We start from the raw sequence: 19,902 nt of genomic DNA on the forward strand, positions 1-19,902 counted from the left end.
CGAACGAAGCAGCTCTCTTCTCACACAGCGCCAAGCAGCTCCCTTCTCCCGTCGAACGAAGCAGCTTCCTTCTCACATAGCGCCAAGCAGCTCCCTTCTCCTGTCGAACGAAGCAGCTCCCTTCTCACATAGCGCCAGGCAGCTCCCTTCTCCCGTCGAACGAAGCAGCTCTCTTCTCACACAAAGCCAAGCAGCTCCCTTCTCCCATCGGGAGAAGGTGGCGCGTAGCGCCGGATGAGGGTACGGCCAGCAAGCGCCAGTAACGCTCTCGATGAGTGACGTCGCTGTCGCACATCCACGTGCAGCCACGCATGCTCCACAACGCAAAAGCCCGCATCGCTGCGGGCTTTTGCGTTTCCAATAGTTGTTGCGTCAATCAGCAGCGGCGAAGTGCGGAAGCGCGCGCCGGTTGCAGTCCTAGACGCCTTTGATCCCGGTGCGGGCGATCTCCGATCCCGCAACGTCCCGTGCCGATACCGGCGCGCTCCTAGTGCAGCGTGCCGGTATCGATAGGCGTGGGATCCAGGGTGGCGTCGACAAGCAGCGACGCCTTCCCCAGCGCGGGCTCAACCGCCCGGATTGAACGACAGCGTGCGGCGGGTGGTGACCGGTGCGGCAACCGGCTCGAAGCGCCAGCGCTTCACGGCGTTGAGCGCTTCGCGATCGAACACGCGCGGCGGGTTGGCGCGTAGCACGCGGGAGGCGGTGATCGAGCCATCGGTGCCCACGGTGAGCTCCACCAGCACTTCGCCGGAGGTACCGGCACGCAGCGCTTCGGGTGGGTAGCGCGGTGCCGGGGTGCTGATCGGACGCAGCGACTGCGCAGCGGGCGCTGCGGCGGCGGCGGCTGCCGGTGCCGGTGCCGGGCGTGGTGCGGCCGGGGCAGGGGCCTCCGCCTGACGGCGGGCAGCGGCCTGGCGCTCGGCTTCGGCGGTCTGCTGGCGGGCGGCTTCCTGCTGGGCGGCAATCTGCTGGGCAGCGGCGGCTTCGCGGGTCTGCTGTTCGGCCAGACGCTTCTGCTCGGCGGCCTGCTTGGCCTTGTCCTCGACCAACTTCTTGGCCTGCTCGGCATCCTGCTCGGAGCGGTTGGCGGCGGTCTTCATGCCCGTCTCCAGGCCCGACTTCAGGCGCGGCAGTGCCGGTGCCTTGGGGTCGACCTTTTCGATCAGCGCGATCAGGCGCTGCGCCTCGGGGAACTCTTCGCGGCTGATGCCTTGTTCGGCGGCGATCAGCGTGTACGGCAACAGGTCGGTCAGCGCGCTGTTGACGGTGGCGTCCTGCGGCTGCTTCTCACGCAGGGCCAGGTAGTACTCCACCGCGTTGTCGCCAACCGGGGCGTACATGCGGTTGTCCTGCAACGCCTTGGTGGCCGATTCGCGTAACTGATCGGCAGCCATCGACTGCACCTGCGGCGACACCGCGGTGGCGGGCGTCGGTGCCGCAGCCGATGCTGCCGGCGTAGTGCCGGTGGCAGGCGCGGTGGTGGCGGCCTTGTCTTCCTGCTTGGAGCAGGCAGCCAGGCCAACCAGCAAAATGACCGGCGCGATCCGGCGTGCCATACGGCCCTGTGTCAGATCCAACATGCGTCCCCCTTACCCCGAGTGCGAAAGATAACGTTGCTACGGCGAGCGCCGGCCATTGTTCCCGCAATGGACGGCAATGCCGCAATCTAGCATTGCTGGGGCGGTGTAAGCCAAGGGTTGCCGCAGCCGGATGCGAAATTCATCCTGCCGGGGCCGCCAGCGCCGCATCGGACGGCACGCGGGCGGCCGGGTCGGGCAGCGGCGGGGCGGGGCAGTGGTGACGCAGGAAGTCCGCATGCGGCGGCAACGTGGCCACGGTCGCGTCCACGCGCTGGCGGATGCTCTCCAGAAAATGGCGCAGCTCTGCATCGCCCATCAGGTCGGCGACCGGGTGGTGCTGCTGCGGGGTGATGCCCTGGCCCAGCATCACCTGCACCCAGGAGTTCTCTGCAAACAACTCGTTGCTCTGATGGAACACGCGCCCGCTCCGGCGGAACAGCTCCATGCGGTGGCGTAGCGAGTCGGGAATGTCCATCGCTGCGCAGTCGCGCCAGAACGGCGTGTCGCGGCGATCGGTGGCGTGGTAATGCAGGATCACGAAATCGCGGATATGCGCGATCTCATCGGCCGCCTGGCGGTTGTATTCGGCGATGTCCACCGCGTTGATCGTCTGCGGAAAGGTCTGCAGCAAGCGGACGATGCCGCGCTGGATCAGATGGATATTGGTCGACTCGATCGGCTCCAGAAACCCGCTGGCCAGCCCCAAGGCGACGCAGTTCTTTTCCCACACGCGGTGGCGCTGATTGGGTGTGAAGCGCAGCGCCCGCGGTTCGGTCAGCGCACGTCCTTGCAGGTTGCGCTCCAGCACCGCCCGGGCGCTGTCCTGATCGGTATACCGGCTGGAATACACGATGCCGTTGCCCACGCGGTGCTGCAGCGGAATGCGCCACATCCAGCCCGATTGATCCGCGCGCGATCGCGTATAGGTCACCGGCGGGCCCACCGATTCGGTCTGCACCGCCAGCGCGCTGTCGGCAAACAACCAGCGCGACCAATCGTCGCTGCCCACGCCCAGCGTCTTGCCGATCAGCAACCCCGCAAAACCGGTGCAATCGATGAACAGGTCGCCTTCCACGCGCGTGCCGTCCTGCAGCGTCAGCGCGGTGAGATAGCCGCTGTCCGGGTCGGTCTGCACCTCGCCGATGCGCCCTTCGATGCGCTGCACCCCAAAGCCTTCGCTGAAGCGGCGCAGGAAGCGCGCATACAGGCCCGCATCCAGGTGGTAGGCGTAGTTCATGCCACCGTTGGGCAGATGCGCAAAGCGGCCTTCCTGGGCGGCGCGCAATTCCAGACAGTAGTCGCCGAAGTCGCGTGCCACACCGCGTTGGCGGCCCTTCAACCAGAAGTGGTGAAACCCCGCGCTCCAGTGATCGGTGCCGGTGTGGCCGAAAGAGTGGATGTAGTGCTTGTCCACATCGCGCCAATGCTCGAAGCCGATGCCGAGTTTGAAGGTGGCCTGGGTGGCGGCCATGAACGCCGCTTCGTCGATCTCCAGCAGCCGATGGAAGGTGACCAGGCTGGGGATGGTGGCTTCGCCCACGCCTACCGTGCCGATCTCGTCCGACTCCACCAGGGTGATCTGCAACTGCCGGCCCAGCAGCTTGGACAGTGCGGCGGCGGCCATCCAGCCGGCGGTGCCGCCACCGGCGATGACCACGCGTCGCACCGGGCGCTGCTGGGGGTCCAAGGGGGCGGTGTACGACATGCGTCAATCCTCAGCGGTTCAAGCGTTGCAGCAAGCGTGCACGCAGGCTGCGGGCGCGGTTGTCGTCCATCGGGGCCAGCACACCGCGCGCCGCGTCGGGCACATGCGCGGCCGTGCTCTCATCGGCTTCGAACACGTAATGCCGGAACACCTCCTGCCAGGTGGCGCGTTGTTCCGGCGGCAGGTCGCGCATGGTGAGCAACGCCAGCATCAGCGCGTTCATCGGCGAATCCATGTAGGCCGGGCTTTGCCGCCACCAGAAATTGACCAGCACGTTGAAGCTTTCCAGCGCCTGGACGTGGTGCCACCACATGCTGGGAATGAACAACGCATCGCCCGGTTCCAGCTCGGCGACCACGGCATGTTCCAGCGCCTGCGCATAGCGCGGAAAGCGCTGCAGATCCGGCGCGGCGATATCCACCAGGCTGACCGGCTGCCCGGCCGGGGTCAGATCCAGCGGGCCGATGTACAGATTGCTCAACTGCTCGGGCGGAAACAGCGTAAAGCGGCGGCGCCCGGCGACCACGCAGGCCAGGTTGTCCGGCAAGTCCTGATGGGCGGCGATTCGCGTGCGGTTGCCGATCCAGATGCTGGCCAGCGGCTCGGCCTGCGGTAGCGCGATGGGATTGGCCGCGCGCAGGCCGGGCAGGTAGGTGTCCAGCGTGGTGGAGCCGACATAGATCGCCGGCGGCTGCGCGTTGTGCAGGTCGCGCAACAAGGTGTCCAGCACCACCGTCAGCGGCACGCGCTCGGGGCGGAAGTTGAAGCCGCTCATGTCCGCGTTGTAGAAGAATCGCCCGCCGATCTCCGGTGGCCCGACCTGCGCCACCACCGCTTCGCCGCGATCGAATCCACGCAGGTAAGCAGCTGCTGCCTGCGCGGACTGCGCACCGGCGCGGGCCAACGGCCAGTCGCGCACCAGCCCGCGCAGGACCAGCGGCGTGGTCGAACGCAGCAGCGCAGGATCCAGCTGTTGCGGATCCAGGCCGTGGCGTTCGTCGATGGCGCGCGGCTCAGCCGGCATGGCGGCGATTCAGGCGTTCGAGCAGGTGGCGGAATTGCGCGACCGAAGCCACCGCCATGTACAGCGGCTCCAGATCGCCATGCCGGTGCAGGTCCAGCAGCGCCGTCTTGCCGAGCGCGCGCAGGCGTTCTTCGTGCACGGTGTGCAGGCCGGCCAGCCGGCAGTCCAGGCCGTTATCCAGGGTCGCTTCGAACACGAACGGTTCCAGCAACTCGTAGCGCAGCAGGCGCTCGACGAAAGCGTCGCTCGCCGCCAGCCCATCGTGCAGCGTGCGCAGCAATTGGCTGATGTGATACAGAAAATCGGTGGTGCCGCCGTGTTCGCGGAACAGCAGCTCGCCGTCCTGGGTGCTGATGCGTGGGCTGTCCAGATCCACGTGCACCATCGGCCCTTCCGGTTGCTGGCCGATCAGAAACGGTTGGCGCTGGATCGCCAGTGGCACATACGGCGCATCCCAGCGCGCGCCATCCAGAAACAGGTTTTCGCCCAGGCGTAATCCCAGCAGGGCCAGCGGTTGAAACCGCCCGCTATCGTTGCGGTGGAACACGATCGGGTATTGGCCTTGCAGCTGGCGGAATTCCTGCGGAAACGTCGCCGCCGACATCACGTCATCGCCATAGGCGGCGCCATAGGCGGTGATCACGCGCAGATCGCGGTGATCGAGATTGTTCAACAACACAGCATTGGTCATGGGGGTCGCCACATCACGCGGGGGCGCGTGGCCCATGCTTGGACAGTTACCCCTCGCGCGGCAAGTGCCGCTGTCGTGCTGCACCTGTCGCAGGAAGGTCGTGCAAGCGTCCCGGCAGACGCGCTGCCGGGACGCTCGGTGCCGCAATTACATCACCAGAACTTGTAGCGCAGGCCCAGCATGTAGCGCGGGCCGGTCTGGGTGGCATAGACGATCTGGTTCTTCTGCCGGCCGTGCTGACGCTGCACTTCGTCGGTGAGGTTGATCGCCTCCAGGCTCAGCGACAGGTTCTCGTTCCACTGGTAGCCGATGCTCAGATCCAGCTGGCCATAGGCTTCGGTGTAGACCGGGTTGGGCTGGCCGCTACCGTCGAAACGCGCGGCCAGGAACTCGTCGCGCCAGTTGTAGGCCGCACGCACCTGCCACTTGTCCTTGTCGTAGAAGCCGACCACGTTGGCCGAATCGCTCAGGCCTTCCAGCGCGAACTGCTCGCCGATCACCGCGTTGTTGTAGGTCAGCCCGGAGTCGACCATGGTGTAGTTGGCCGACACGCCGAAGCCGCTGACGCCGAACATGTGCTGCAGGTTGAATTCCCAACCGTCCAGCGACGCCGAGCGCTGGTTGGCCGGCGCGGTGATGGCGAAGTTGGCCACCGGGTCGCCCGGCTGCCCGCTGATCACGCCGGTGGCGTTGCCGTTGGCATCGTCTGCCCCGCGCACCACGCCGGGCGCGCCGCCGCGGTTGCGGAAGATGTAGTTGCGGATACAGGTCAGGTCGGCCGAGGCGCAGCCGTTGCCCAGCGCTTCGTTCCAGTACGCACCGCCCACCGGGGTGTTCAATCCCAGCGCGGTGTCGTTGCGCGTGGTCACACCGATGTAGTTGTCGATGTTCTTGCGGAAGAAGCCCACCGAGGCGTAGCTGGCATCGCTGTAGTACCACTCCAGCGAAATATCGATGTTGTGCGAGAGCAGTGGCTTCAGGCCGGGGTTGCCTTCCTGGCCGGTGCCGCCTTCCAGGCGTGCGATCTGGTTGAGCGTCTGCCCGCCCTGGATGTCGCCCCAGCCGGGACGGCCGATGGTTTCGCCGTAGCTGCCGCGCAGCACCAGGTCGTCGGTGAGCTTGAAGCTCAGGTCCAGGCTGGGCAGCCAGTATTCGTACTTGCCGCTGCCGCCGGCGAAGGCCGAGTCGGCCAGACGGATCGGCAACTCGTTGTTGGCGACCCAATCGATGCCGACCGCCACCGGCACCAGCGCCTGCGCGTCCACCTTGGTTTCTTCGTAACGCACACCGGCGGCCAGGCTGATCGGCACGCGCAGATCGTCCCAGCTGTTATTCCACTGCAGGTAGGCGTTCTTGGATTTTTCGGTCACGCGGCGGTCGGTGGTAAACACCGGCGCAATGCGGTACAGCGACTCATCGCCGGCGGCTTGCGCGGCGGCCTGGCGTGCGCGCTCGAAGTCGAACAGGAACAACTGGTTGAACTGCGCCGGGTTGCCGCTGCCGCCGATCGCATCGAAATACTGCGCGAACGAGCTCGGAATCCACAGATCGTCCGGATAATCAGCCGCGGTGCCGTTGCCGCCCCAGGTATCGCGCTGCACGTTGGAGAACGCCGAACGATTCTTCACTTCGGTGCTGCCGATACCGAACTTCAACTGCGAATAATTTTCGAAGGTGAAGTCGCCGTTGACCTGCGCCTGGTCGATCTCCGACTTCATGTAGCTGTTGCGGAACGCCGAGCCGGTGACCAACGTGCGCGACGGGTCCAGCCCGTTCAGGCCAAAGCCCAGCTGCTGCTGCAACACCGGGAAATCCTTGCTGAAATCCACCACCGAGGTACCGCGGTAGAAGCCGGACACGCCCAGCGAATTGCTCGACCCGTACGGGCTGTCCGCGCCGGCTTCGGCGGTGGAGCGATGGATATCGAAGTTGAGCTTGAACTGATCGTTCACTGCCCAATCCACGTTGAAGCCCAGCGACTTGTTCTGGTTGCGCGTCGCGGCGTTGGAGCCGGCGGTAGCCAGATCGCTGGTAGCCGGGTTGACGATTTCCGAGTAGGTGATCGGACCTGCCACCGGACCATTGGTCCAGGCGCTGGCGGAGGGGCCGTAGTTGAACCACACCGACATTTCGTTGCGCTGCTGCTGGATCTTGTTTTCCGAGTACGTGTAATCCAGCGTGGTGGTGATGTTGTCCAGCGGTTTGTACTGCAGCACCAGCTGGCCATTGGTGCGCTGGCGCTCAACGCCGACCACGCGGTAGTTGAGGTTCTGCGGCACCGAGTAGATATCGTTCGGGCCGGGGCGGTTGACGATGTTCTCCGAGCCCGGCGTGCCCGGCTGCGGAATGGTGCCGTAGGCGGTGGAATCGCCACGGAACGAGCGCCAGCCGTTGGGTACGCCGACCTGGCTGTAGCCGAAGTCGCGTTCCTGGTAGCTGCCGCTCAACGACACGCCAAAGCGTCCATCGGCCGAGGTGGTGCTGAAGATGCCGGAGATTTCCGGCGTCAGCGAATCGCCCTGCAGGCGGCCGGGCAGGTTCTCGTTGGACGCATCGTGCACGCCCTTGAGGCCCACGTTGGCATGCATGCCCGGGTTGTCCAGCGGCCGGGCCGTCTTGATGTTGATGGTGGCACCGATGCCGCCGGTGGGCGTGCTGGCGCGGCTGGTCTTGAACACCTCGATGCCGGAGATCGACTCGGACGCCAGGTTGGCGAAGTCGAACGCACGCGAGTTGGAGGCATTGGATTCTTCGATGCTGGCGCCCGGCATCTGCCGGCCGTTCAACAGCACCAGGTTGAAGTCCGGGCCGACGCCACGCACGGTGACGCGCGAGCCTTCACCCAGCGAACGGTCGATCGACACGCCGCTGATGCGCTGCAGCGACTCGGCCAGGTTGGTATCGGGGAACTTGCCGATGTCCTCGGCCACGATGCCGTCGACGATGCCCTGCGCGTCGCGCTTGACGTTCATCGACGAGGTGAGGCTGCCGCGGATACCGCTGACCTGCACGGTATCGAGCGTGGCGGGGTCGGCTTGGCTGGAGCCGGGGACGGTCGAGGCCGACTGCGGCGCCGGCGCGGTTTGCGCGGCCAGCGGCGTCGACAATGCGAACAACAAGGCAGACGTCAAGCGCCGCGTGCGCGGCAGGGTGCGTAGCTCTCTCACGATGATTCCATCCCCAAGCAAAGAAAGCCGGCCCCAAACGGGACAGGCAAAGGTCGAACAGCAATCGCGCATTTGTTAGTGCCGGCTTAACAAAGTCAATTTGCAGTGCAGCATCGGCCGCAAGCCAATGGCGTCACACATCGTTCCAATACGCGCATCGCTTGATGCAGCCGCACTCGATCGCTTGGTCGTACCATCGGGCGTCGATGACACAGTGGCAGCTATCCCAGGGCGACCGACATGGCGACTGCGCACATCCAGCCGAGCGGAGTTGGCGCGTAGGTGCGGCAGGCAGGTTCAGCAGGGCGGGTGCGGGTGGCGACCTCGGCGCCTCGCAGGCCTGCCGACCACTTGCCTGCCGTGGTCCCATCGTCAGCCGCGCTGATCACCCTTTACGCACCGGAGCGAACCAATGATCGATCTGTACTACTGGCCCACCCCCAACGGCCACAAAGTCACCTTGTTCCTGGAAGAGGCCGGGCTGGACTACACGCTCAAGCCGGTCAACATCGGCAAGGGCGACCAGTTCGAGCCGGCATTCTTGAAGATTTCGCCCAACAACAAGATGCCGGCCATCGTCGACCATGCCCCGGCCGATGGTGGCGCGCCGCAAGCGGTGTTCGAGTCCGGCGCGATCCTGCTGTATCTGGCCGAGAAGACCGGCCGCTTCTTGCCGCGCGACGCCCGCGGCCGCATCGCCGCACTGGAGTGGTTGTTCTGGCAGATGGGTGGGCTGGGCCCGATGACCGGCCAGATGGGCCACTTCAACGTCTACGCACCCGAAAAGATTGCCTACGCCATCGATCGCTACAACGCCGAAGTCCGCCGCCTGCATGGCGTGCTCGACAAGCGCCTGGCCGAGCATGCGTTTTTGGCCGGCAACGATTACGGCATCGCCGACATGGCCAGCTATCCCTGGCTGCAGGTGTATGGCGACCTCAAGCCCGACTTCGAAGCGTTTCCGAATCTGCACCGCTGGCACACCGCCATCGCCGCCCGCCCGGCCACCCAGCGTGCGTATGCGCTCAAGGAGCAGGTCAATCCCAACGCCGGCAAGCCGCTCAGCGACGAAGAGCGCAAGCACCTGTTCGGCAAGCGTTGAGGCAACGCAGTAGGAGCGTTCGCGCAGCAGTACACGCGGCGATCGCGGCGACTGTTGCAACTGCGCAGCAACAACAAACGCAAGCAGCATCAGCAAGCAGAATCAGCAAGCAGCAAGAGCAAGCAGCAAGAGCAAGCAGCAAGAGCAACTAGCAAGAGCAAGCAGCAGCAAAGAGTTAGCAGCGGCACTCGCGCACATCACCCGCACGCGACAAATCGAACGCGGCTGATCGAGCCCCTCTCCCCCCGGGAGAGGGGTTGGGGTGAGGGTACGCAAGTAGCACCAGACCTACCGCGCCCCGCAATCTGCTTCGCATGCAATGCGCATGCATCCTCCGCAGCGCGCCAACTTCAACCGCCAGCCCAAACGCACTTCTGCTCGCCCAAAGCAGAGCGATCACACCCCCAGCACAGCCCTGCAGTACACGCACACACCCATGCGCGCACCATCCCGTGGCGAGCACACACCATCGCCACGCTTCTCAAACACCCCACGTGCCCGCATCCTGTGCGCTGTCTTCAGACAGGATCTTCGATGCGCGCCCTGTTCGCCGCCCTTGCCCTCATGCTCAGCACCGTCCCCATGGCCCACGCCGAAAAACTCACCCTGGAGGCCATCACCGGCCCGTTGCCGCTGTCGGGGCCGACATTGCTCAAGCCCAAGGTGGCCCCGGACGGCTCGCGCGTGACCTTCCTGCGCGGCAAGGACAGCGACCGCAACCAGCTGGATCTGTGGGAATACGACATCGCCAGCCGCCAGGCCCGCCTGCTGGTCGATTCCAAAGTGGTGTTGCCCGGCACCGAAACGCTCAGCGATGTGGAAAAGGCCCGCCGCGAGCGCCAACGCATCGCCGCGCTCACCGGCATCGTCGATTACCAATGGGCGCCGGATGCGCAGGCGCTGTTGTTCCCGCTGGGGGGCGAGTTGTATCTGTACGACCTGCACAAGACCGGCGCCGCCGCAGTGCGCCAGCTGACCCACGGCGAAGGCTTCGCCACCGACGCCAAGCTCTCGCCCAAGGGCGGTTTTGTCAGCTTCGTGCGCGAGCGCAACCTGTGGGTGATCGACCTGGCCAGCGGCAAGCAGCTGCAGCTCACCCGCGACGGCAGCGAGACCATCGGCAACGGCGTGGCCGAATTCGTTGCCGACGAAGAAATGGATCGCCACACCGGGTACTGGTGGGCGCCGGACGATTCAGCGATCGCCTTCGCGCGCATCGACGAAGCGCAGGTGCCGGTGCAAAAACGCCCGGAGGTCTATGCCGACCACACCGAGGTGATCAGCCAGCGCTACCCGCAGGCCGGGCAACCGAACGTCGCCGTGCAACTGGGCGTGATCGCACCGCGCGCCGCCGCCGTACCGACCTGGATCGATCTGGGCAAGCAGCCGGACATCTACCTGGCACGTGTGGACTGGCGCGATGCGCAGCGGCTGACCTTTCAGCGTCAATCGCGCGATCAAAAAAGGCTCGAACTGATTGAAAACACGTTGGCCAGCGGCAAGCAACGCACGCTGATCACCGAGAGCTCGCCGACCTGGGTGCCACTCACCAACGATCTGCGGTTTCTCAAGGACGGCCGCTTTGTCTGGAATTCCGAGCGCAGTGGCTACGAACATCTGTACCTCGCCTCCGAAGACGGCGCCACGCTCACGCCGCTGACGTCCGGCGCCTGGGTGGTAGACGCGCTGCTGGCCGTCGACGAGCAGGCCGGCCTGTTGTACTTCGCCGGCAGCAAGGACTCGCCCACGCAGACCCACCTCTACGCAGTGCCGCTGGCCGGCGGCGCCATTGAAAAACGCTCGACATCCAATGGCACGCATGCGGCCAGCTTCGCCAACAACGCCAGCGTGTATGTCGACACCTGGTCCAACACCACCACACCGCCGCAGATCGAGTTGTTTCGTGCCAATGGCGAAAAAATCGCCACCTTGCTCAAGAACGACTTGGCCGATCCGCACCATCCGTATGCCAGGTACCGCGACGCACAGCGCCCGATCAATTTCGGCACGCTCACCGCCGCCGATGGCAAGACACCCTTGCACTACCGGCTGACCAAGCCGGACAACTTCGATGCGAGCAAGCGTTACCCGGTCATCGTCTATGTCTATGGCGGCCCCGCTGCACAAACCGTGCTCGATGCGTGGCCTAGCCGTGGCGATGCGTTGTTCGATCAATATCTTGCGCAGCGCGGCTACGTGGTGTTTTCGCTGGATAACCGCGGCACTCCGCGACGCGGCCGCGACTTCGGTGGAGCGCTGTACGGCAAGCAGGGCACGGTGGAAGTGGACGACCAGCTGCAAGGCGTGGCCTGGCTCAAGACCCAGCGCTGGGTGGATCCGGCGCGCATCGGCGTGCAGGGCTGGTCCAACGGCGGCTACATGACGCTGATGCTGCTGGCCAAACACAGCGACGCCTATGCCTGCGGCGTGGCCGGCGCACCGGTGACCGATTGGGGTCTGTACGACACCCACTACACCGAGCGTTACATGGACCTGCCGGCCGGCAACGCCGATGGCTATCGCAACGCGCGCGTCGCCACCCACCTGGATGGCCTGCACGCCAAGCTGCTGCTGATCCACGGCATGGCCGACGACAATGTGCTGTTCACCAACTCCACCGCGTTGATGAGCGCGCTGCAGCAGCGCGGTACGCCGTTCGAGTTGATGACGTACCCAGGCGCAAAGCACGGGCTATCCGGCAGTAATGCATTGCACCGGTACAAGACCGCCGAGGCGTTTTTGCAGCGCTGCCTGATGCCGTCACAGCAGTAGACGGTTGCCGCTGCGTTAGACGTATCGCCTGTCGGTTTCCTCTGCGTTCGCACACGGAGTGCCATGTCGTTGCCGCCCCCCATTCCCGTTGCCTCGCCGCATCGTTTGCGCTCTGTCGAGTTCTGGAGCCGGCATTGGAAGTGGGTCGTTCCCGGCATCGGCGTGGCGCTATTCCTGCTGCTGGCATTGGTGATCGGCGCGTTGATCTACGTGATTACTGCGGCAGTGAAATCCAGCGATGTGTACCGCGACGCGCTGCGCATCGCCAAGGCCGACACGCATGTCGTGCAGACCCTGGGCACCCCCATTACCGAAGCGTTTCTGCCCGATGGCAGCATCAGTTATGTCGGCGACATCGGCGAGGCCCATTTCAGCGTGGGCCTGCACGGGCCGCGCGGTAACGGCAGCGTGCAAGTGGATGCCACGCGCAGGCACGGCCGTTGGACCTACCAGACCCTGACGTTTGCCGGTCCACACGGCGACCCGATCAGCCTGTCGCCAGCGACGTCTGCAACTCCCGCGTAGTCGCAGCCCCGTACGCCATGACTTAAGGCGGATTGCTGCCGCCGCCGCAGATGCGTAGGGTCGCGCTACTCAATTCGCGGATCTGCCTCATGAAGCCACTCGTTCTCGCCGTTGCGCTGGCGCTCGGTTCTTCGTTGCCGTTGCAGGCACAGACCGGCAAGACCGCGCCCACACAACCCGCCAGCCCGGCCTGGGTGCAGACCAGCAACGGATATGCGCAGATCCTGCTCAACGCGCAGGCGCCGTTCCAGCCCGAATACGCCAGCTTCTTCGGTGTGCCCGGCTACGACGATCAGGTTGTCGACCTGGGGCCGGACAACGCCGCGCGTTATCGCGATGCCATGCGCAAGGCGCGCGCCACGCTGCAAACCAAGCTCGCCATCGAGCGCGATGCCAATGTGCGCCAGGACCTGCAGATCATGATCGGCGCTGCCGAGCAGAACATCGAAGGCAGCGAGCTCAACGAGCGTTATCTGCTGCCCTGGAGCGACGCGCCTGAGGCGGTCTTCAGTGGTCTCAACGGTCTGCTGTCCGACCAGACCGTGCCCGAGCGCCGCGCCAAGGCGCTGGACCGCCTCAAGCGTTATGTCGGCCTGGTGCCAGGGAGCACGCCCACCACCACGCTAGCGCGCCAGCGCTACGAGGAAAAGCTGAGCAACAAGGCGTTGCTGCAGCCCACCCAGCGCGAAGTGGAACAGGCGCTGGCCAACGTGGACACCTACATCGCAGGCATCGGCGAGTTGTTCGCCAAGTACAAGATCGCTGGCACCGACGAAGCGCTCAAGGCCATGTCTACCCAGCTCAAGGATTACGCCAGCTGGACCCGCACCACCGTGCTGCCGAAGGCGCGCAAGGACACCCGTCTGCCCGAGCCGCTGTATGCGTTTCAGCTCAAGCAGGTCGGAATCGATATCGCCCCGCAGGTGCTGATCCAGCGCGCGCAGCTAGAATTCATGGAAACGCGCTCGGCCATGCGCCAGCTCGCCCCGCTGGTGGCCAAGGCCAAGGGCGTGCAGGGTAGCGATTATGTGCAGGTGATCCGTGCGCTCAAGGGCAACACCATCGCCGACGACCAGCTGGAAACCTACTACCGCGGCGTGATCGACCAGATCGATCCGATCATTCGTCAGCAGCGCATCGTCGATGTGCCCAACCGCCCGATGCAGATGCGCCTGGGCAGTGCCGCCGAAAGCGCTGCGCAACCGGCACCGCACTTCCTGCCGGCACCGCTGATCGGCAACACCGGCCAGCAAGGCCAGTTCGTGCTGCCGTTGGGCAACCCGACCGCCGACGGCGCCAAGAAGGAGCAGTACGACGACTTCAACTTCGGCTCGGCCGCCTGGACGCTCAGCGCACATGAAGGCCGCCCTGGCCACGAACTGCAGTTCACCGCCATGGTCGAACGCGGCGTCTCGCTGGCGCGCAGCATGTTCGCGTTCAACTCGGTCAACGTCGAAGGCTGGGCGCTGTATGCCGAAGCCGAAATGGTCCCGTACGAGCCTCTCGACGGGCAGCTGATCGCCCTACAGTTCCGCCTGCTGCGCGCCGCCCGCGCCATGCTAGACCCCATGCTCAACCTGGGCCAGATCGACCGCGAACGCGCGCGCCAGGTACTGGAAGACGACGTCGGCCTTTCGCCGGCGATGACCCGCCAGGAACTGGACCGCTACACCGTCCGCGCCCCCGGCCAGGCCGGCAGCTACTTCTACGGCTACACCCGCATCCTCGAACTGCGCATGCGCACCGAGCTGGCGCTAGGCAAGAAGTTCGACCGCCTGGCCTTCAACAACTTCCTGCTCGACCAAGGTCTGCTGCCACCGGATCAGCTAGCCAAGGCGGTGGAGACGCAGTTCGTTCCGGCGCAGCAGAACAAGCGCTGAGCACACGGCGCATCACAGGCATGCGGCAGCGGTCGTCAGCCGCCTCATGCCTGCGTTGTTTAAAGCCGTTGGACGGTTAGCGCGCTGGAGGTGGTGCGTCAGGCATGGCGCCGGTTTCCGCCCCCGCCGGCACCCAGATCGCCATCCCGGCCGCGCGCTTTTGCGTGGTCGGAATGCCGATCCCCAAACCGCCGCCGACGCGGCCGCCGTAGCTGCCGCCGCCGACCGACAGGCCGCCGCCGGAGCGCTCGGAGCCGACGCCGACGATGACCACGCCGTTGGCGCCAAGTTTGGCGGCCTCGCGTTTGAGCCGTTGCACGGCTGCATCGGTCTGGCCCTGGGTGCCGAAGCCGGCGGCGCTGGTGGATTCGAGCTGGGCGATCTCCATCGAGCCGACCGGGGCGTGCGAATAAACCTGCACCTGGGTGGGGTCGATCGGCGCGCGCGCCTGGCCGAGCATCACCTTGGAGCTGCTGGCGCAGCCGGCCAGCAGCAGGGCCAGTGCAGCGCCGACGACGAAATGCCTGTTCATGATGTGGCCCCCTGAATGTTGGTGATGACGGCGATGATCCGGCGCCCGGACTGAAGAGTGGCTAACACGAGGTAACAACCCACCTTCAGATGGGTGCTGGCGACGCGGAGGAGCCACGGTGTACGAGCGGTCCAGTCCGCACCGAGCACCCGCCTCGCCACCTAGTGGCGGCTGCCCAATGGGTTTGTCAGTCGCACTGGATCGCTCCGTACCTCGTCGCACCCTAGCCACGCCCATGTGAGGCTGCTGCCAAGCCGCCAGGGTGACCACCCGCCCACGGCGTCTTGGCAGCCGCCCCGTTAAGCTCGGCGTTTCTTCGATAGACGAGGTGGCACGTGGGATTGATCAGCCTGCTCTGGGGCATTGTGGCGCTGCTGTGGATGGTGCTGGCCTTCATCCCGTTGCTGGGATGGGGCAACTGGTTCCTGATTCCGTTCGCGGCAATGGGTGCGCTGATTGCGGCGATCGCGCTGTTGTTCACCTCGGCCGGCAACCGCGGCCGGGCCAAGACCGGCTTGCTGCTCAACGGGTTGGTGATCGTGGTTGGAGTGATCCGCCTGAGCCTGGGTGGCGGGGTGATCTAGGGCGCTTTCGACAAGGCTGCTAGGCATATGTGCGTCGGCGTGTGTCGACGCCCGTATCGGGCAGGGCTTGCATCCCCAGCCTTTGGGAGCGCTGCCTGACCTGCAGATAGGCCACGCCGATCGCGGCCTGCCATGCCGTTGCAGCGCTGCGACACTGCGTCGCAGCGCGTCCTGCGCGCGATGGCGGGCGTAAACTGACGCGCTATCTCAAGGAGCCGTGTCATGGCCCACCCGCACTATCGCCCCCGTCGCATGCGCCACGATGCGTTTTCGCGTCGGTTGATGCGCGAAAACACGCTGACCACCGATGACCTGATCTGGCCGGTATTCGTGCATGAATTATCCGGCCGCGCGCCCATCGCCTCGATGCCGGGCGTGGAGCGGCTGTCGCTGGACGAGCTGCTGCGTGAAGCAGAAAACGCGCTGGAACTGGGCATCCCGGTGATCGATCTGTTCCCGGTGATCGACCCGGCGGGCAAGAGTCTGGATGCCGCCGAAGCCTGGAATCCGGACGGCCTGGCGCAGCGTGCGGTGCGCGCGCTCAAATCGCGCTTTCCGGAGCTGGGGATCATGACCGACGTGGCGCTGGACCCGTACACCACGCACGGCCAGGACGGCATCATCGATCACACCGGCTATGTGCTCAACGAGATCACCGTCGAGGCGCTGGTCAAGCAATCGCTGTCGCATGCGCAGGCCGGCGTAGACATCATTTCGCCCTCGGACATGATGGATGGCCGCATCGGCGCGATTCGCCGCGCCCTCGATGCCGACGACCATCTCAACGTGCGCATCATGGCGTATTCGGCCAAGTACGCCTCGGCGTTCTACGGCCCGTTCCGCGATGCGGTGGGCAGCGCCGGCAATCTGGGCAAGGCCGACAAGACCACCTATCAGATGGACCCGGCCAACAGCGACGAGGCCATGCGCGAGATCGCGCTGGACCTGGAAGAAGGCGCGGACATGGTGATGGTCAAGCCGGGCATGCCGTACCTGGATGTGGTGCGCCGGGTGAAGGAAGAATTCCGCGTGCCGACGTTTGCGTACCAGGTCAGCGGCGAGTACGCGATGCTCAAGGCGGCCGCCGCCAACGGCTGGCTGGACGAGCGCCGCTGCGTGCTGGAAGCGCTGATGGCTTTCAAGCGCGCCGGCGCCGATGGCGTGCTGACGTATTTCGCGCCGCAAGTGGCGCGCTGGTTGCGCGAAGGCTGAGCGCGTCCAGACGTGCTGCGTGGAGCGGCGCTGTGGTGGCATCTTTCTTGGATGCCGCTGCAGGTGGGTGCGATGTAGTGAAGCAGGTCGTCGATCGTTTCGGTCGGATCTTCCGCGTGTTTGCACGGACCGGCACAGCCGGCCCGCCTCGCGCTGCAGCGATTGATCTGATGCCATGCGATCGACCTCCCGCACCTGGCACGGCGTCGGCCTGACAACACAGGCCGACAACTAAGCGTTGATCCGGATGCGCAGGAGTAGTCATCGGGCAGACCGCCTACGAGACCACGCAACCGCGATCGAACCAAGTGCGCCAGCTGCGATAACGATTCTCATCTACAATGGCGAGCCTTGCTGCTCCAGGTTGTTTGCGCGTGTTCAAGACGGTTCTGTTCCAACTGCACTGGCTGCTCGGCATCACCGCCGGTCTGGTGCTGTCGGTGATGGGCGTGACCGGCGCGCTGATGTCCTTCGAGAACGAAATCGTGCGGCTGGCCAACCCGGCCATCGCGCAGCTGGCGGTGCGGCATGCCGCCGGCGAGCGTGTGTTGCCGGTGGATGTGTTGCTGCAGCGCCTCGACCTGCTGCCGCGCGATGCAGGAAAACAGCAGGCGGTGACACGCATGCTGATCGACCCCACCGGCGCGCGGCCATCCACCGCACGTCTGGCGGGCAAAGGCGGCGGGCGCGTGTACTTCGATCCTTACACCGGCGCGCGTGTCGCCGCACCGCGCCTGAGCGGGGCGTTTGCGTTCATCGAGGACCTGCACCGCAATCTGACCGCGGGTAAGCGCGGCCAGGCAGTGACCGGGGCGTGCGCCTTGATCCTGCTGTTTTTCTGCGCGTCCGGGCTGTATCTGCGTTGGCCGCGGCGCTGGTGGAGCCTGCGGACCTGGTGGGTGGTGGAATGGCGGCGGCAGGGGCGCAGTTTTCTGTGGAGCCTGCACGCGGTGTTCGGCACCTGGTGTCTGCTGGTCTATCTGCTGGTCGCGCTGACCGGGCTGACCTGGTCGTACGACTGGTACCGCGACGGCATGGTGGCCTTGCTTGGCAAGGAGCCGGCCATGCGCGGCGACGGGGGCGATCATCGGCCGGCGACGGTGGATTTCGCACGTGTGCAGCGCACCTTGGACGGTATTCCTGGGACCCATCACGCCGCGTTGGATCTGCGGGTGCCCACCCGTGCCGGGCAGCCGATGAGCGTGCGGTTTTTGCCGGACCGGCCCGACCACGACCGCGCCTACGACAATCTGGAAATCGATGCCGCCAGCGGTGCCTTGCTGCAGCGCCAGGATTACGCGCGGCTGCCGCGCGGCCAGCAATGGCTGGTGAGCATGTTCCCGCTGCATTCGGGCAGTTTCTTCGGCTTGCCGGGGCGCATCGTGGTGATGCTGGCGAGCCTCGGCATGTCGGTGTTCTTCATCAGCGGCTGGATGCTGTACCTGGATCGCCGCCGCAAGAAGCGCGAGCTGCGCGCCGCACGCGTGGTGCTGCAGAACGCACCGCCGGCCTCGCAGGCTGAGCCATGGTTGATCGCCTTCGCCAGCCAGAGCGGCTTTGCCGAACGGCTGGCCTGGCAGGCGGCCGGGCATCTGCAAGCGGCCGGCCTGCCGGTGCAGGTGCGCGCGCTGGCGCAGGTGGATGTGCAGCAACTGCAGGCCACCCGGCACGCCTTGCTGGTGATCAGCACGTTCGGCGATGGCGAGCCGCCGGATGCGGCGCGCGCGTTCGAGCGCGAACTGATGCGCCAACGCATCGGTTTGCCGCAGCTGGCTTACGCGGTGCTGGCGCTGGGCGATCGCCAATATGCGCAGTTTTGCGGGTTTTCGCGGCGTATCGAGCAGTGGCTTGACGCGCAGGGTGCACGCGCGCTGTTTCCCACCGTGGAAATGGACAACGCCGATCCGCAGGCGCTGGCGCAATGGCATGCACAGCTGGCGCAGATTGCCGGCGCGCCGCTGGCCGCGGTTGCGCTGACGCGTCCGCGCCTGACCCAGTGGGCGCTGTCGTCGCGCACCCATCTCAATCAGGGCAGCGAGGGCGCGCCGATCTGGCGCATCGACCTGCAGCCACCGCTTGAGGCGCACTGGCAGGCGGGCGATATCCTCGAAGTGCAGCCTGCGCACGCCGATGCGCAGGTGTGTGCGTGTCTGGCAGCGTGGGGCCTGCCGTCCGATGCGTTGGTGCATGTCGATGCGCAGTTGCTGCCGCTGCATCAGGCCGCTGCCGAGCGTGTGCTGCCGCCCGCGCCCGCGACGCCGCCCGCGCCGTGTCCGGATCCACAGGCCTGGCTGGATGCCTGCGACTGGTTGCCCACGCGCGACTATTCGCTGGCCAGCGTGCCGGCCGATGGCGTGGCCACGGCGGTGGTGCGCCTGACCACCCGCAGCGATGGCAGTCCAGGGCTGGGCTCGGGCTGGTTGATCTGTCATGCGCCGATCGGGGCGGCAGTGCGCGCGCGGCTGCGCACCAATCCCGGCTTCCATCGCATCGAAGCGGCGCCGATGGTGTTGATCGGCAACGGCACCGGCATCGCCGGTTTGCGCGCCTTGTTGCGCGAGGCCGAGCTGGCCGGCGTGCACGGGCATTGGCTGCTGTTCGGCGAACGCCATGCCGCACACGACCGGCTGTTGTCCGACGAACTGCAGGCCTGGCAGTTAAGCGGTCATCTGCAACAACTGGACTGGGTGTTCTCGCGCGATCAGCCGCACAAGCGCTACGTGCAGCATCAATTGCGCGATGCCGGCGACGCGCTACGGCACTGGATCGATCGCGGTGCGGTGATCCATGTCTGCGGCAGCCTGGACAGCATGGCGCGCGCGGTCGACGTCACCTTGCGCGAACTGCTGGGCGACACCCGCGTGGACGCGCTGACGGCAGCGGGCCGCTATCGGCGCGATGTGTACTGAGCACAGTCATGACCACTGCGTCGCAGCCTTGGGGGGGGGGCTAACAACACGTCAAAGGCTGGTAGGTCGAGTGCGCGGCGCCCTCACCGCTCGCGGGACACGCCGTGCATCCGTCCGTGGAGGCTGGGTGGCAGCATCCATGCCGCCACACGGTCCCGCAAGCGGGGAGGACAGCGCACCAGGGAGTTGGTTAGTGGTCGCGTGAAAAGCGTCTTT

13 protein-coding genes and 1 other RNA gene are annotated in these 19,902 nt (G+C 65.8%); 7 read left to right on the forward strand and 7 right to left on the reverse strand.

What is annotated here, in order from left to right; translation table 11 throughout:
* Positions 1-566 precede the first annotated feature (566 nt).
* The 5 genes from ABQU90_RS18430 to ABQU90_RS18450 all read right to left on the reverse strand — a co-directional run bounded on the left by ABQU90_RS18430 (position 567) and on the right by ABQU90_RS18450 (position 8,170).
* Positions 567-1,583 carry an energy transducer TonB gene (locus ABQU90_RS18430; RefSeq protein WP_323523336.1) on the reverse strand — a complete coding sequence of 339 codons (1,017 nt, stop codon included), beginning with the start codon at positions 1,581-1,583 and terminating at the stop codon, positions 567-569.
* 139 nt (positions 1,584-1,722) lie between these two features.
* Positions 1,723-3,288, reverse strand: coding sequence for a tryptophan halogenase family protein (locus ABQU90_RS18435; RefSeq protein ID WP_323523337.1), 1,566 nt, complete (start codon positions 3,286-3,288; stop codon positions 1,723-1,725).
* A 10-nt stretch (positions 3,289-3,298) separates the two neighbouring features.
* Complete coding sequence (locus tag ABQU90_RS18440) at positions 3,299-4,312, reverse strand: cupin-like domain-containing protein (protein ID WP_323523338.1); 1,014 nt, start codon at positions 4,310-4,312, stop codon at positions 3,299-3,301.
* Positions 4,302-5,003 (reverse strand): SapC family protein, encoded by a 702-nt coding sequence (locus ABQU90_RS18445; RefSeq protein WP_323523339.1) that lies wholly within the window; start codon positions 5,001-5,003, stop codon positions 4,302-4,304. The genes ABQU90_RS18440 and ABQU90_RS18445 overlap by 11 nt, the downstream gene beginning before the upstream one ends.
* Positions 5,004-5,155: 152 nt before the next feature.
* Positions 5,156-8,170, reverse strand: a complete 3,015-nt coding sequence (locus ABQU90_RS18450; protein WP_323523340.1) for a TonB-dependent receptor — start codon at positions 8,168-8,170, stop codon at positions 5,156-5,158.
* Between the two features lie 412 nt (positions 8,171-8,582).
* On the opposite strand from ABQU90_RS18450, the gene ABQU90_RS18455 reads away from it, so the two are divergent.
* From ABQU90_RS18455 to ABQU90_RS18470, 4 genes are all read left to right on the forward strand, one after another.
* Positions 8,583-9,272, forward strand: a complete 690-nt coding sequence (locus ABQU90_RS18455; protein WP_115514187.1) for a glutathione binding-like protein — start codon at positions 8,583-8,585, stop codon at positions 9,270-9,272.
* 534 nt (positions 9,273-9,806) lie between these two features.
* Positions 9,807-12,044 (forward strand): S9 family peptidase, encoded by a 2,238-nt coding sequence (locus ABQU90_RS18460; RefSeq protein ID WP_323523341.1) that lies wholly within the window; start codon positions 9,807-9,809, stop codon positions 12,042-12,044.
* Between the two features lie 63 nt (positions 12,045-12,107).
* Positions 12,108-12,569 carry a cytochrome c oxidase assembly factor Coa1 family protein gene (locus ABQU90_RS18465; protein ID WP_323523342.1) on the forward strand — a complete coding sequence of 154 codons (462 nt, stop codon included), beginning with the start codon at positions 12,108-12,110 and terminating at the stop codon, positions 12,567-12,569.
* A gap of 89 nt (positions 12,570-12,658) precedes the next feature.
* Entirely contained in the window at positions 12,659-14,449 is a 1,791-nt protein-coding gene (locus ABQU90_RS18470) for a DUF885 domain-containing protein (protein WP_323523343.1), read from the forward strand.
* Positions 14,450-14,525: 76 nt separating this feature from the next.
* Here ABQU90_RS18470 and ABQU90_RS18475 read toward each other — a convergent pair whose 3' ends face one another.
* Both ABQU90_RS18475 and ABQU90_RS18480 read right to left on the reverse strand, forming a co-directional pair.
* Complete coding sequence (locus ABQU90_RS18475) at positions 14,526-14,981, reverse strand: hypothetical protein (protein WP_115529411.1); 456 nt, start codon at positions 14,979-14,981, stop codon at positions 14,526-14,528.
* 59 nt (positions 14,982-15,040) lie between these two features.
* A non-coding RNA gene (locus tag ABQU90_RS18480) (sX9 sRNA) lies at positions 15,041-15,116 on the reverse strand.
* Positions 15,117-15,322: 206 nt separating this feature from the next.
* Between ABQU90_RS18480 and ABQU90_RS18485 the strand changes: the two genes are divergently transcribed.
* The 3 genes from ABQU90_RS18485 (at position 15,323) to ABQU90_RS18495 (ending at position 19,686) form a co-directional block, all read left to right on the forward strand.
* The gene (locus ABQU90_RS18485; protein ID WP_311239350.1) at positions 15,323-15,565 is read left to right on the forward strand and encodes a hypothetical protein; all 243 of its coding nucleotides are present in this window, start codon (positions 15,323-15,325) and stop codon (positions 15,563-15,565) included.
* 222 nt (positions 15,566-15,787) lie between these two features.
* On the forward strand, positions 15,788-16,777 hold the full coding sequence (gene hemB, locus ABQU90_RS18490) for a porphobilinogen synthase (RefSeq protein ID WP_316689210.1): 990 nt from the start codon (positions 15,788-15,790) through the stop codon (positions 16,775-16,777).
* Between the two features lie 374 nt (positions 16,778-17,151).
* Positions 17,152-19,686, forward strand: coding sequence for a PepSY domain-containing protein (locus ABQU90_RS18495; RefSeq protein ID WP_323523344.1), 2,535 nt, complete (start codon positions 17,152-17,154; stop codon positions 19,684-19,686).
* Positions 19,687-19,902: the final 216 nt, after the last annotated feature.

It is taken from the genome of Xanthomonas sp. WHRI 10207, assembly GCF_040202975.1.
Lineage (GTDB): Bacteria > Pseudomonadota > Gammaproteobacteria > Xanthomonadales > Xanthomonadaceae > Xanthomonas.